Raw genomic sequence first — 15,049 nt, forward strand, 5'->3', positions numbered from 1 at the left:
AATAGTAACTATCAGTTATTTAAATATTATTTAATGGAACTGCAGGCATTACTTTAAAAAAACGGATACTTCCTAAGATTTACTACCTTTGCAACTAAGAATAAAAATATATGTTGAACAACGATTCTATAGTAGCGTTAGCTACGCCTTCAGGAGCTGGAGCTATTGCTGTGATACGCGTCTCTGGAAATGAGGCCATCACTATTGGGAATAGTGTTTTCAAGTCCATTAAAAACAAAGATTTACTTAAACAAAAGACACATACTTTACATCTTGGTCATATTGTAGACGATAATAAGACGCTGGACGAAGTTTTGGTCTCTATTTTCAAAGGACCTAATTCTTATACAGGAGAAAACACAATTGAAATCTCTTGTCATGGTTCTACATACATTCAGCAGCAAATCATACAGTTATTGCTTCGAAAAGGTTGCCGTATGGCCAATGCCGGTGAATTCACTTTGAGAGCCTTTCTAAACGGAAAACTAGATTTATCGCAAGCAGAAGCTGTGGCTGATTTAATTTCGTCTGATAATGAAGCGTCACACCAAATTGCAATGCAACAAATGCGAGGTGGTTTCTCTAACGAAATTGCTAAGCTACGTGAGGAATTATTGAACTTCGCTTCCTTAATCGAACTTGAATTAGACTTTGCAGAAGAAGATGTCGAATTTGCAGATCGTACGCAGTTTCATGAACTATTAAACCGTATCGAATTTGTACTGAAACGCCTTATCGATTCCTTTGCTGTAGGTAACGTCATAAAAAACGGAATTCCTGTAGCCATTGTAGGGGAACCAAATGTTGGGAAATCGACACTATTAAATGCTTTATTGAACGAAGAACGTGCTATTGTATCTGAGATTGCAGGTACAACACGTGATACTATTGAAGATGAATTAACCATTGGTGGTATTGGTTTCCGCTTTATTGATACTGCTGGAATTAGAGAAACTCAAGATGTTGTAGAAAGTATTGGTATAAAGAAAACATTCGAAAAAATCGATCAAGCGCAAGTCGTTTTGTATTTGTTTGATAGCTTAAAGTTTAAAGTTCAAAGTTCAGAATACATCATCGAAATAGAAAAAATAAAAAATCAGTTTCCTTTAAAACCTTTGGTTGTTGTAATCAACAAACTTGATTTATTGACCGATCATGAAATTTCAACTATTCGCCTAGAACTTGAAACCTTAAACATTAAACTAATTTTTCTAAGTGCTAAACAAAATATCGGTGTTGACGAACTTAAAAATCAATTGCTTTCTTTTGTTAATACAGGGGCATTACGTAATAATGAAACTATTGTAACTAATACAAGACATTATGACTCTTTACTTAAAGCTTTAGAGGAAGTAACTAAAGTAAAATACGGGCTGGAAACAAACCTTTCTAGTGATCTAATGGCACTTGATATACGCGAAGCCTTATATCATTTTGGAATGATTACGGGACAGGTTACTAATGATGAATTGTTGGGGAATATTTTTGCTAATTTCTGTATTGGTAAGTAGCACAACAAAACATCAAAAATCAGCAATAATAATATTTTTATTTTAGTAATTGTTTCTAGTGTTGTTTCAATATGAAACTTCTAATACTAGGGACAAATCTAATTTAATTGAGATTAATAAGAGTAATGCCGTTATTCTTACAACAGTTTTTATATGTTTTGTTTTTAGTCGAGATGACGTAGGTCATTTACTTAACTGCTTAATTATCATAATTTAGTGAAATAAAAATTGTTTAACCTTAATTATTAAATTATGTCACTAGTAAAATTTAACGAAAGAAGAAGACCTCTTGAAAGTCTTATGGCTCAAAATCTTTTTGATCTTAATGATTTCTTTGAAAATCAATTATGGAATGGATCTCCACTAATAGAAGACTTCTGGAATGTCCGCTTAAGTGAGCCTGCTTTGAATATTAAAGAAGAAGATAGTAAGTTTAAAATTGAACTTGCGGCACCAGGATTTGCTAAAAAGGACTTTGAAGTAAATATTGATAATGGTTTCCTGAATATATCTGCCGAAAAAACGGAGAATAAAGAAGATAAAGATGAGAATTATACTAGAAAGGAATTCAATTACAACTCTTTTTCTAGATCATTAAAATTACCTGAAAATATAAAAGAAGAAGATATTAAAGCGACTTACCAAGATGGTATCTTAAATTTTGATCTTATTAAAAAAGAAGAAAGTAAAAAACTTAAAGCTAAGCAAATAAAAATCTCATGATAGAACCTAGGATAATCCAAGTTCTTCAGTTAATACCCTTTAGATCAAAAAGCAACTCTTTTACTGCTGCTTTTTGATTAAAGGGTATTTTTTTTACTTCATTCAAACTAGACTAATTGTTTTTAAGAACTATCTTTAGTACAATCCTAATATAATACTTAGAAAGAATAATGATGTCTTTATTTTTTTTACTCTCTATAAATGAGTTTTTTAAAGGATGCTCTTTTAAAATGCAGCAGTTGGTCTGGGCTTGCATTTGCCTTAGCTTCACAATATAATTGTTGATTGTTATTTGCAGCTACTACATTGGCTCGATTGTTTTCCTCTAATTCTAACCGTGCGATGAGATAACTTACTGATGATGCAGCGCCTTGATTGAGATTAATTTGAGATTTTTCTAATCCATCGTAACAACCACCTGTCACGGGATTATAAATAATTTGGTTCAAATGATTTCTACCTAAGTACCAACTAAAACTTGATTCTATTTTTATCTTATACTCCTCTTTTTTTAAACCTCTATAAAAAGTATTAAGTGTTTGAATCACATAGGAAATAGCGATGGGCTGATCTTTTATTTCCGTAGTAATGTTCTTTTTATTTTCGACGCTTTCTTTTGATAAAGATTTTAACTTTCCATTGACAAATACCTTGGATAACAAAAATTTAAATGAGCTCTCAGCGATATTTTTGTATCTTACATTCTTAGTTAATAGGTATATATATAAAATAGATTCTGGAAGAATACTATTTGCATAACTCATATAGTTTTCAAACCACTTCCAATTTTTTAATATATTACGTTCATATTCCAATAGCATTTTATTAGCCAGGGTCTCTCCTGTTGAAATCACATGTTTTTCCTGAGTGCCCAAATGATATAAATACAGACCTTTAATTGCAAATCCTATCGCTCTTGGTTTTTCCAATTTATTAATCCAAATAAAGCATTTTTGTATGCATAAGGTGGCTTTTTTAATAATCGAATGAGGTAAAATGCTTTTTAATGAAATAATATAACCTAGCGCCCAAACAGCATGAGCATTTGATTCTTCCCAATCTAAGTGAGACAAATGGAATGATTCATCAAAGTGTTCATTTACATAATTTCTAAATTTTCCAGAATCTTTTTGGCATCGTTCTAAAAAATGCAAATAAGTACACAGATAATCTAAATCAATCTCCTCTCTATTAAGGTTGTAATGCATTCCTGCTGCAATTAAAGCGCGAGCATTATCTTCTAACGTATAGCCAGAAATTTTATCAGGCTTAGTTACTTTACAGCTATGAATAACTCCCACTGAATTGGTGATTTTTTTTATATAATTTAAATTTATAGGTGGTATGTTATACTGAATTCTATTTAATTCATCTATGATTTTTTGATATGCATACAAGTGTTTTACTGCCACATTTTCCCAAGAAGATTCTCTAGTTTTTTTGTATGCATTTAATGCCATGTTTTTACGCAGTTCATCGTCTGACATTATTTTTTTAACTGCCTTTGCTAGTTGGTCTGATTGTTCAATATCGTATAATATTCCGGTATCTTTTGTTAATATTTCTCGAGTATGTGCTATTGAACTAGCAACAATTGGACAACCACAGCTCAGCGCATACGTAAAAGTGCCACTAACTGCTTGATTGGGGTCTTTAGAAGTAAACAAATAAATATCAGTTGCCTGTAAATAACTAAGAAGTTCCTTGTTTTCTAAATAATTATCTATAAAAATTACATGATCATTTAACTGATATTTATCGACTAAACTCTCGAGAAAATCCCTATAATCATCCTTTTGATCTATTATAAGGTTTGGATGTGTTTTACCAATGATCAGATATACTACATTAGGGTTATGAAGAATAATATCTGGTAGCGCTTTTAAAGCCGTTTCAATACACTTTCCTGGTCCTAGAAGACCAAATGTTGACAATACAATACGGTTTTCTAAATTAAATTTTTGCTTAATTTCTGCTGGTTCTACAAAGTCAACGATATGGGTTCCATGAGGAATGCAAATAATTTTATTTTTAGTAATGGAATAATTGGTCACCAAGGTGTCTCGAGATTTATTAGTCATGACAATCACTGAAGTAGCATAGGAAGTCAGTTGTTCTACAAATCTTTTTAACGCTACATCAGGTTGAGGAATTACACTGTGAAAAGTGATTGTAACAGGTTTACGAATGGTGGCTAAAAATGCTAAAAGATAAGCCCCATACTTTCCTCCATATAGACCAAACTCATGCTGGATATGGACTAACTTTATCAAACTATCTTTATTAATTTCCTGCGCTACTTTTATATAATCTTCCTTTAGATGGGGATTTAACACGAAATCAACATTTGCTGATGCTGGTTTTGTAGTTAAATTACATAACAGTGGTTCAATACTCTCACCAAAACCATTGGATAAAGCTGCAATTAAGTCTTTGGTGAAAGTGGCAATGCCGCACTCTGTAGGCGGAAATGTTGATAAAAATACTATTTTGGATCGAACTGCATTTGGCATAACTATTCCTTTTACTGATTATTAAAATTTTATCATTCTTCAAAAGATGGCATTGTAATTAATAGTAGGAACTGACTTATCATCGGTTATAATCATTCCTTATCTTTAAATTAATTTCCAAATAGCTTAGCACTTCAAAATTTTATAGATATTATTTTTCCATACTGCTTAGAAATTATTCCAATCTAAAATTATTTTATATTCATGCTTCTAAGATTCTGAAGCATTTGTTAAAATTAATTTTTGCCAAAACGAATCACAATGACCTAAGTCATTCTATAAATGAAATAGCTGTAATATTTTTGGATATGTTTTGATATTACAGTCAAACGAATTTTCATAACAATCCAAATAAATGAGAAATGCAAAGGAATAAGCTAAGTATAAAACGACAATTAGTAGCTAAGGGAATCAACAACTTATTGCTACTTGATGCCTTTCAAAATATACCAAAAGCCTTCTCATTTGCTGAAACCGTCAACCCCTATTTCTATGAAAAGAGTGATATTACAAATTCATTTGATCATGCAGAACCTAGAGTAATTGTAATTGCAAAAATGCTAGAGCAATTACAAATAAAGTCAGAGGAAAAGATTCTGTTAGTAGGTGTAGAATCAATTTATATTCTAATAGTTCTTTCAAAAATATATAAAAATGTATACAGTATCGAACCACAAGACAATTGTATAAGCAGCTCGCTTGAAGTGCTAAAAACAATGAGCATTTCTAATGTCGATATTAAAAATGGTAATCCTATTGTTGGTTGGAATGAAAAAGGACCCTTTAATGCTATCTTAATTGCACCTGAATTCAATAATCTGACAGAAAAATTAAAAAACCAACTTCAAATTGGGGCTAAATTAATAGCTCCTGTTGGCCCGGACTGGACGCACCTTATTTTGGAGATCGTAACGAGAAATTCAAGTACAGATTATAATGTAAGTGCCTTAAGAGATTGTTACTTTATACCTAAGCCTAAAACACTTCCAAAATTAGGAAGGGAAGCATACAGCCCTCGAGAAATCATCGATGAAATAGGTATTAATTCTATACCGTTTAAAAACACAAATGAATATCCAATTGATGGATTATTAGAAAGAATTGGAAATGCTAGAGTGGTATTGATAGGTGCAGCCTCTCATGGTACGGCAGAATTTTATTTAACCCGCCAAAATATCACAAAAGCGCTAATTGAGCAGAAAGGATTCAATATCATTTGTACCGATAACAATTGGTCTGATACAGAACATACAAACAAAAGAATTCAAAACAAACTAAATGCCAAAAACACTTCACCCCTATCCCGATTTCCTCATTGGTGTTGGAAAAATGAAGAGATTAATAGTTTTCTTGACTGGTTAAAATTGTATAATAAACAACATAATAATAGTGTAGGCATCTATGGACTAGATCTTTATGGCTACGAAGAGTCGATTAAGTTGGTAGTTAAATATTTACAAGAAATTGACCCTCTTCTGGGTCAACTGGCCAAAAAAAGATACACAAAAGTAATTGAAAACTTTTCTAAAAAGACCTATAATAAAGATAATAAAGGCACTAATAATTTGGCTTGCTACGATCATGAAGTTCTTAAGATTCTACTGGATTTACTAAAGAAAGATAATGGATTAAATCATTGTCACTCCTTTATTAATGCTTATCAAAACGCTAATGTAGTAATCAATGCTGATCGTCATTACCAAGCAATGCGATTTAGTAGTGCAGAATCTTGGAATTTAAGAAGTCTCCATATGTTTCATACCTTACAATCGTTATTATCTTATTCTGGCAGTGATTCTAAAGCTATCATATGGGGCCATAACGCTGATGTAGGTAATGCATTTGCTACAGAAGTCTATGCGAATGGTGAAATAAATTTAGGTCATCTTTGTAAAGAACAATACGGGGATAATTCTTACCATATCGGGTTTGGGACACACAAAGGGACTCTTGCTGCTTCAAGTAATTGGGGAGCTAAGATGAAAATTTTTTCTTTACAGGAGAGCCTTGATAATAGCTTTGAATCACTTTGCCATAAAACAAAGATTAGTAATTTCACGTTACCTTTGAGAGCACAAAATGCGGATGATGAATTACTGGAATTGTTAGCAGTGCCTAAACTGCAAAGGTCTATTGGGGTACTTTACAGTCCTAAAAAAGAAGCGATTAGAAATTACTCAAAATCCATACTTCCCATGCAGTATGATGAATATATCTATTATAATACTACGCAAGCGATTACTCCTACAATTAATAATAAAGGTTTGACTGACAAACTTACCTTAAACTGCCTTATACCTAAATTCAATAAATAAATAAATAAATAAATAAATATACAGTCATCTTTTTCCTTACTAACTCATTAGATGCTCTTTTCTCTTTTCAATGTTTTATAAATATATTTTATAAAGTTATTATGCATCACTAATGACCTAGATAATTGTATCGTTACTGCTAGTTTTTAAGCTACTTCTATACCCTATAAAACTCATTATTATCTGTTAGAAATTGCAGTAAATCGCACTTTACCTACTATCTAAAATCAAAAATAGTAAAATAATTTTGCTTGTAATAACCCAATAAATCTGCTCCAATTTCATAATACACTATACCCAAAAAATCATTGTTAGCGATATCTTTTATTTTGTATTAAAAAGGCTAAAAAAAGAGACTATATAAATACAATTTAAGCAAATATGATAATTATCACATTGTATAACAGTACTTTACATTAAATTTGTTGCGTAGATTTATTCTTATGTCAAAAATATTCATCGAATTCAATAACAGAAACAACATTGTCTAATTGTCCTTTTTGTATTAAAAAAGAAAGTATTTCAACTGATATAATAATAAGTATTGCCGAATAATTTTATGAATTATAACAACCAGCATTATGAAAAAATTAATATTAGTAATTGAAGATAATGAAATGGTCAGAGAAAATACCGCAGAAATTTTGGGTTTGGCTAATTATGCAGTTATTACTGCCGAAAATGGTTATATAGGAATTGATAAAGCCAGAAAAGAAAAACCAGATCTAATTTTGTGCGACATAATGATGCCTGTTTGCGATGGATTTTCTGTTTTACAAGAACTAACTAACTGTCCTAAAACCGCTAGTATCCCGTTTGTTTTTTTAAGTTCAAAATCAGAAAAATCAGATTTAAGAAAAGGGATGAATTTAGGAGCGGACGATTATTTAACAAAGCCATTTGAAGAGGATGATCTTTTAATTAGCATTAAATCGCGCTTAGATAAACATCAAAATTTAAAAAAAGAGTTTTCAACTAAAATTTCTGAATTTAATAAAATTATAGATGAAGCTTCACAATATGTAAATTTAGACTCTTTAACTCAGGATTTGACTATCAATAATTATAAAAAGAAGGAAGTTCTTTTTACAGAAGGATCCGCTGCACATAATCTATTCCGTGTTCAACAAGGAAGTGTTAAAACCTTTGTAACAACTGCAGATGGAAAAGAATTTATTACTGGACTTTATGGTCCTGGAGATTATATAGGACAATTATCGTTACTCTCAGATAAGGGCAAATATATTGAATCAGCAGTGATTCTTAATCAAGCACAAATTTTTGAAGTACCAAAAATTAATTTTATTAAGTTGCTTTATGAAAACAAAACAGTCTCCAATAAATTTTTAAAATTAGTTTCTAATAATTTAATTGAACTTCAACAAAAATTAACAAATATGGCATTCAATAGTGTGCGACAACGTACCGCTAAAGCCTTACTAGATTTAAATGATAGAGGCATATTAATAGACGAGGACAGTTTTGGAATAGATATCGCTAGAGACGATTTTGCAGGCATAATAGGTACGGCAACTGAAACAGCGATAAGAATGCTCACTCAATTTAAAAAAGAAGGTATTATAAGTATTGATTTCCAAAGAAAAATTATTCTTAAAGATAAGAACCGCTTAAATAATCTAGCCACTTTTGTAAGGTAAGTAATGTAATAGGAACAACTATAGTCCACTTCAAACCTATTATGGTTCACTATTTGAATCAGAAAAATTATTTTTTTATTTAATACAATAAGTACTAATATAGGTTTACCCCAACAATATGATAAATAATACTATGAGGTACACCAAATTGTAATAGCCTTGATTTCAGTGATAAATCAGGGCTATTACGGTAAAAATCAACTTTATTTTCTGCTAAACAAATTCTGTATAATACTCCACAGTCAGGTCATTTTTTACATCATAAACACCCGGTGCGTTATAGGCTGCTGTTTCAGCATCTTCTTTCTCTTTTATAGAATGAACCTTACCGCGCAAAGTCACCGTATGGTCATGCGTTTCTAGTATGATGTTATTTGCATCTAATGTCGCCATTCTATGAAACGCATTTTGAATTCTACTTTTGACTTCTGATGGCTGAATTCTGTTTTTTAAAGAAATCGAATTGACTACCCCTTTCACTCCTACTAAATTTTCCACAGCATTTTTGGCAGATTCTTTTTGATAAGACCATTGCACTTCTCCTGAAAGATAAACCCAACCATTTTCGACTTTGACAGTGATGTCATTTTCAGGTACTGAAGCTTTCCATTCAAAAGCTGAGACCACTGCTTTAGCTATTTCTTTATCGGTTTTTTTATACTCTTCCCCATACTTTACATCAATATCAAGTGCAACTGCCCTTACTCCTACTACACTTTTAGCGGCTTTCTCAGCAGCTAATTTTTTAGAATAATCATTAACCACTCCATTTAGAGTAACAACTCCATCTTCGACAATCACTCCAATTTGAGTTTCGTCAATATTAGGTTGCCAAGCTAATTCAGCTAATACATCATCCCTTACTTCTACATCCGTTTTCATAACATTTTAATTTAAGTTGAACAATTATTATATTGTTACAAATTTAGATTAGTCATGATACTTACGGAATGACCCTCATCAGTTACAAGCTTTTTTTAATACTACATTTATTGATCGTTTTAATGATAATGATCATTTTGTTTCTCAATAAAAAAAACAACTTTGTGAACACTGAGCCTCAAATTGTGAAATAACAAGTACAATTAAAAAGCATAATTATGAGAAATGAATCCTTAAACCCAAAATCATCTTATCTTCTAGAAGCAGCTTTGCATGTTTTGCATTTCGAAAGTCAAGTATGGATAGATACCATTGCTTTCTGGAAAGATGAAATTAAATTCTTTGATAATTTATTGAAAGAAAAACAGTCAAAAGAGGAGCGTTCAATAGAGTTTAAAAAAATGTTTGATGATTTACAAAGCATTCATAAACAACTTTTTCATTATATTGAAATGGATATAATTGCACATGAAAAATTACTTTCAGGAATTCTAAAAGGTAAAAAAAGCATTGGAGAGGCCGAATATCGAGAAAAACACCGTAGGCTTCAGTCCCTTATGGGAGCATTTGCAAACGAATTCAATACTTTTAAACTTACTGTATTTAGTGCTGTCAAAAAAACTAAGTAAAGTAACTAGATTTAGTTTGTTTTTCAACTACTTATCCTGTGGAAATGAAAGTGAAAATTTTGTACCTTTTCCTAGTGCGCTGACAAAGGAGATATCTCCCTGAAGCAAGTCGATATAATGTTTAACTATACTTAACCCTAGACCTGTGCCTTGAATATTTATAGCATTCTTTGCTCTAAAAAACTTAGTGAATAAAAATTTCTGTTCTTCTTCAGGGATTCCAATTCCGTGGTCAATTATATCGATATGAATAACCATATCCTTTACCTGAATTGTTATTATAATTCTATCATTTGAATATTTAATGGCATTAGTTATTAAATTCAAAAATATATTACGCACAATTTTTCGATCTAAAACCACTAAAGTTTCACCTTTAAAATTTAAAGTTATCGATTGATTTTTTTTTAATGACCAATGCAGTTCTTCGATTATTTCCTCAGTAAATTTTTTCAAATCAAACTGCTCCTTTGTGGTAGTAATAATACCTCTTTCCAATTTATCCATGGAAAGAAAATCTTCTAGAATTGAGGTTAATTGATGTACTGAAGATTTAATACGCTCAATATGTCGCGGCTGTTTATCAAAATCTTTTAAATGGAAATATTTTTCTATTAATATAGCTGAAGATAACACACTAGTAAGCGGCGTACGAAATTCATGGGAAGCCATAGATACAAATGCAGTTTTCATCTCGTTAACCATCTTTTCATTATGCAGCGCTTCAGTTAATTTCTTGGTTCTTTGTTCTACAATATCTTCAAGGTCTTGGGTGTATTGTTCTTTACGCAGATCCATTTCCTTTCTGTCGGTTATATCTTCACCAGCCATTAAGGTCCCTATATGTTGCCCTTTGTCATCTTGTAAAGTAACATTAGTCCAATACAATATTATTTCCTGATTTTTAAAATTTTTTAATTTACTTTCAAAATTTGGAGAAATAGACTCTTTACCATTTCCATCAATGTTTAAATATTTAAAGTCACTAGAATCTAGTTCTAAGTAAAAATTTTTAAACCATTCCTTTCCAATAATGTATGATTCATCTGTTCCAATTACTGTACAACCTTTTTTATTAATCATTTGCACCTGATTATTGGTGTCTAGTAAGACATATACAATAGGTGCTTGTTTTAAATATTCTTGTATTATTTCTTTTTGAACTTGCAATGCTTTATGTTGCAATAATAACTCCTCAGCCACCCTAACTGTAGTGACATCTTGAAACGACATTCTACATAAAAAATCAGTATGTTCTTTATTCATTGTTACAATACCCTGAAGCGCTGCAGTAAATAAAGATTTGTCTTCTCGTTGCACTTGAATTTCAAATAACTCTAGCCTACCTAGATGAAAAGCTTCTTGAAGCTTTATAAATAAAATAGGAGCATCAGTACTTTTCAAGTATTTGGACAAAGGTTTTCCTTTTATAAAGCTACGTTCTACACCTATTAAATCACAAACGGTGAGGTTTATATTGACAATGATTCCATTTTTATCTAGAATTATATAACCAACTGGTGCGAAATCAAACAAATCTGTATACTGATCTTTTACTTCCTCTAATCTATGCTGGGATTCACGCAATTCTTCATTTTGCATCTCCAACTCAATTTGATGAACCTCTAATTCATGTAATAATGTTTTTGCTTCATCCAAAGAAACCCCCTCTACTTCTGCTAAAGTATCGATAAGTTTCTTCTCTGCACGCTCCCTTAAACGATCATATTTTGATTTTTTAGGATTCATTTATTTTCTCGTTTGTTACTTCTGTTTGCTTCTCCGTTGGATTAAGCTCTGTTAAATCAGTGAAAGTACCAGCTATTCCTAAAACTTTTGAATCAGCAATTATTGGTCTTACTGTTATATCATAGAAGCGGGACAAACCATTGGTATATAAAAAAATAGAATCTCTATACGGTTTTTTAGTTTTTATGACTTTCTTTTTAATTGCTTCTAATTTGATAGCATCTTCTTCATTAAAAAGACCGCTATCGGTTTTACCCAGAATCAAATTTGAATTAAAATTAGCGTCTTTACTGAATAGACTTGTATAAATTAGCTTTAAATCTTGAGTGTATACACTAGTCAAAGTGAGTTCTAAGAGATACTCGTAGTTCTCTTTTATATCATGCAGTTCTAACGCTAACGATTTTTCTTTTGTAATATCAACAAAAGTAATAACAACACCTTCAATCACATTTGAAGAAGTGCGGTAGGGCATAATTTGCATCTGATACCATTTTTCATCAGTACTTCTCACAGCAGATTGAAATGGAGATAGTTTTTCCAAAACTTTCTTAGCATCTTCAATGATATTATTCGAAACTAAATTAGAAGTTAAGTGTTGTAACGGTCTGCCTACATCTGTCTGGATTAAATTAAAAATTTTAGAAATTGAGGGTGTAAAACGTTTTATTTTTAAATCGATGTCTAAGAATATAGTTCCAATCTCTGTACTTGCCAGTAAATTATTCATGTCATCGTAAGCCAATGCCAGCTCATCAATCTTGTTTTGTAATTCAGTATTGACGGTGATAATTTCTTCATTGACACTTTGTAGTTCTTCTTTAGATGTTTCTAGCTCTTCATTTGTGCTTTGTAATTCTTCGTTACTTGATTGCAATTCTTCATTAGATGCTTTTAACTCCTCATTAGATATTTCTAATTGTTCAATTGTGAATCTCAAATATTCTTTAGTTGCTATTAACTCCTGCTCTAAGGCCTGCATTTCGGAAACATCATTTAGTTGTATAGTTTCTATATCAGTAACAGAATTTGAAGAAGTATCGCCTCTATCTACAAAAGTCAACATGAAGTAATCTTCTTGTGGTAGCAAATGTTTCATAGGAATAATCGATAAATCTATCAACTGTTGATGACCATTAGTTTTCACGGAAATATTTGTGCGTATTTCTTTTGTGTTACTTTTTCTAATTTTAGAAATTATCGAACGTAAATCTGTTTTGAGGCCCTCCCTTGCCATATCTACAATATTTAGTCTTGCTTCTCCTGGTGACGGTTGTAAATATTTTCCAGTATTACCAGTAAAATAAATAGCATCTCCACTTTCATTAATGATAGCACAAGCTGGCGCATAATTATCAAGAAGTAATTGCTCAGTAATGTTAGCAAGGTTATCCATTTTATCTCGTTTTGGCATAGGAAAAGAACTCAACTTTTTACTACTCGAAGGCTCTGTGAAGAGATGTCCTATATCTGGAACTTCTCCTTTCTTTACTAACTTATGTTTAAAGAGCTTATGTTTTCTATTTATAACTTCAAACATATTTGCATAATCACCTAATGATTCTGAGCTGCCTAAAAATAAGACCCCATCAGGATTAAGAGCATAGTGGAAAATAGCGAAAACTTTTTTCTGGGCTTCAATATTTAAGTAGATTAGAAGGTTTCTACAACTTACCATATCTAGTTTAGAAAATGGCGGATCCTTGATTAAATTATGTTCTGAAAATATTACTTTATCGCGTATTTCTTTATTAATCCTATACGTTGCATCCTCATGCTGAAAATATTTTTTTAATCGTTCTGGAGTTACATCACTAAAAATTGTTTCTGGGTAAAGCCCCTGCCTGGCTATTGTTATAGCGCGATTATCCATATCAGAAGCAAAAATTTGTAGCTTTAATGATTTTTCTTGTTTTTTGATAGCTTCATCAAAAAGAATAGCGAGGGAATAAGCTTCCTCTCCTGTAGAGCATCCAGCAACCCAGATTCGAATGGTATCTCCTTCCGTCTTATTCGCAATTATTTGTCCAACAATTGTTTCTTCAACTGCAGTATAAGCATCTTTATCCCTAAAAAAGCTAGTGACACCAATAAGAAGCTCATTAAATAATTTTTTAAGTTCTTCTTTATTTTTCTGCACGTATTTCAAATAGTCTTCTAACTTTTCTATTTGATTTAGTGCCATGCGCTTTTCTATTCGTCTGATTACTGTACTATTTTTATAATCACCAAAATTACAACCCGTCTCGTTGCGTAATAATATAAATATCTTTGATAATAACTGATTTAAGTTAGAATCCAAGTCTGTTTTACTACCTGATTTAAATGTCCGGTTTGTTGCATATTTTAGTAAGGCTTCTGGCATTTTACGAACTGTAAGTACAAAATCATCAGCACCAGCAGCTATAGCATTTCTTGGCATACCATCATATTTAGCATTTTCAGGATCTTGCACAATAGATAAGCCTCCCATATCTTTTATTTCTTTTAGACCAGCAGCTCCTTCAGTTCCTGTTCCAGATAATATAATACCAATAGCTCTTTCAGTTTGGTCAGCTGCTAATGTTTTAAAAAAAAAGTCGATTGGTTTTCTAAATCCTCTTGCTTGTACGGGCTCGATCAAATGTAGAATCCCTTTGAATATGGCCATATCTTTATTTGGAGGTATAACATATACATGATTTGGCTCCACTTTTGTAAGATCTTCAACTTCCGAAACAGGCATTTCGGTATGGCTTTTTAAAAGTTGGACCATTAAGCTTTTATGGGTTGGATCAAGGTGTTGTACTATTACAAAAGCCATCCCCATATCCTTTGATGCAGCAGAAAAAAAATCCTTTAAAGCCTCTAAACCTCCTGCAGATGCTCCCATACCCACAATATGAAAAGTATCCTTACTAGTGAATTTTTCCTTGTTTGTATTAGAAAGTTTATTTTTTTCTAAATTTTGTCCTACTGATGCTTTTTTTTGGACCATAGAAAATGGTTTATTTTGTTAAAATTTTTATATAATTACATAACAAAGATAACTAATCGAAAATTTAATAGTGCGGTTTTATTAATATTCTG

General features: G+C 31.4%; 9 protein-coding genes. 5 read left to right on the forward strand and 4 right to left on the reverse strand.

What is annotated here, in order from left to right; genetic code table 11:
- The first annotated feature begins 110 nt into the window (after positions 1-110).
- Positions 111-1,511 (forward strand): tRNA uridine-5-carboxymethylaminomethyl(34) synthesis GTPase MnmE, encoded by a 1,401-nt coding sequence (mnmE, locus tag ACEN2K_RS12130; protein WP_441759593.1) that lies wholly within the window; start codon positions 111-113, stop codon positions 1,509-1,511.
- A 252-nt stretch (positions 1,512-1,763) separates the two neighbouring features.
- Positions 1,764-2,234 (forward strand): Hsp20/alpha crystallin family protein, encoded by a 471-nt coding sequence (locus ACEN2K_RS12135; protein ID WP_441759594.1) that lies wholly within the window; start codon positions 1,764-1,766, stop codon positions 2,232-2,234.
- Between the two features lie 188 nt (positions 2,235-2,422).
- Here the strand turns inward: ACEN2K_RS12135 and ACEN2K_RS12140 are convergent, their stop codons facing one another.
- Complete coding sequence (locus ACEN2K_RS12140; RefSeq protein ID WP_441759595.1) at positions 2,423-4,747, reverse strand: glycosyltransferase; 2,325 nt, start codon at positions 4,745-4,747, stop codon at positions 2,423-2,425.
- A gap of 362 nt (positions 4,748-5,109) precedes the next feature.
- Here ACEN2K_RS12140 and ACEN2K_RS12145 point away from each other — a divergent pair, with 362 nt between their 5' ends.
- Complete coding sequence (locus ACEN2K_RS12145) at positions 5,110-7,062, forward strand: erythromycin esterase family protein (RefSeq protein ID WP_441759596.1); 1,953 nt, start codon at positions 5,110-5,112, stop codon at positions 7,060-7,062.
- A 581-nt stretch (positions 7,063-7,643) separates the two neighbouring features.
- Positions 7,644-8,720, forward strand: coding sequence for a response regulator (locus ACEN2K_RS12150; RefSeq protein WP_441759597.1), 1,077 nt, complete (start codon positions 7,644-7,646; stop codon positions 8,718-8,720).
- Between the two features lie 213 nt (positions 8,721-8,933).
- Here the strand turns inward: ACEN2K_RS12150 and ACEN2K_RS12155 are convergent, their stop codons facing one another.
- Positions 8,934-9,602 (reverse strand): BON domain-containing protein, encoded by a 669-nt coding sequence (locus ACEN2K_RS12155; protein WP_441759598.1) that lies wholly within the window; start codon positions 9,600-9,602, stop codon positions 8,934-8,936.
- Between the two features lie 218 nt (positions 9,603-9,820).
- Here ACEN2K_RS12155 and ACEN2K_RS12160 point away from each other — a divergent pair, with 218 nt between their 5' ends.
- Positions 9,821-10,231 carry a hypothetical protein gene (locus ACEN2K_RS12160; protein ID WP_441759599.1) on the forward strand — a complete coding sequence of 137 codons (411 nt, stop codon included), beginning with the start codon at positions 9,821-9,823 and terminating at the stop codon, positions 10,229-10,231.
- A 27-nt stretch (positions 10,232-10,258) separates the two neighbouring features.
- Here the strand turns inward: ACEN2K_RS12160 and ACEN2K_RS12165 are convergent, their stop codons facing one another.
- Positions 10,259-11,980 (reverse strand): PAS domain-containing sensor histidine kinase, encoded by a 1,722-nt coding sequence (locus ACEN2K_RS12165; protein ID WP_441759600.1) that lies wholly within the window; start codon positions 11,978-11,980, stop codon positions 10,259-10,261.
- Positions 11,970-14,957, reverse strand: coding sequence for a CheR family methyltransferase (locus tag ACEN2K_RS12170; protein WP_441759601.1), 2,988 nt, complete (start codon positions 14,955-14,957; stop codon positions 11,970-11,972). Before ACEN2K_RS12170 ends, ACEN2K_RS12165 begins: the two co-directional genes overlap by 11 nt.
- Positions 14,958-15,049: the final 92 nt, after the last annotated feature.

The sequence above is a fragment of the Flavobacterium sp. W21_SRS_FM3 genome (genome assembly GCF_052113625.1).
GTDB lineage: Bacteria > Bacteroidota > Bacteroidia > Flavobacteriales > Flavobacteriaceae > Flavobacterium.

Excerpts from the sequence above, each read along its gene's own strand:
- mnmE (WP_441759593.1), top strand. The coding sequence starts at position 111 with ATGTTGAACAACGATTCTATAGTAGCGTTAGCTACGCCTTCAGGAGCT.
- ACEN2K_RS12135 (WP_441759594.1), top strand. The coding sequence starts at position 1,764 with ATGTCACTAGTAAAATTTAACGAAAGAAGAAGACCTCTTGAAAGTCTT.
- ACEN2K_RS12140 (WP_441759595.1), bottom strand. The coding sequence starts at position 4,747 with ATGCCAAATGCAGTTCGATCCAAAATAGTATTTTTATCAACATTTCCG.
- ACEN2K_RS12145 (WP_441759596.1), top strand. The coding sequence starts at position 5,110 with ATGCAAAGGAATAAGCTAAGTATAAAACGACAATTAGTAGCTAAGGGA.
- ACEN2K_RS12150 (WP_441759597.1), top strand. The coding sequence starts at position 7,644 with ATGAAAAAATTAATATTAGTAATTGAAGATAATGAAATGGTCAGAGAA.
- ACEN2K_RS12155 (WP_441759598.1), bottom strand. The coding sequence starts at position 9,602 with ATGAAAACGGATGTAGAAGTAAGGGATGATGTATTAGCTGAATTAGCT.
- ACEN2K_RS12160 (WP_441759599.1), top strand. The coding sequence starts at position 9,821 with ATGAGAAATGAATCCTTAAACCCAAAATCATCTTATCTTCTAGAAGCA.
- ACEN2K_RS12165 (WP_441759600.1), bottom strand. The coding sequence starts at position 11,980 with ATGAATCCTAAAAAATCAAAATATGATCGTTTAAGGGAGCGTGCAGAG.
- ACEN2K_RS12170 (WP_441759601.1), bottom strand. The coding sequence starts at position 14,957 with ATGGTCCAAAAAAAAGCATCAGTAGGACAAAATTTAGAAAAAAATAAA.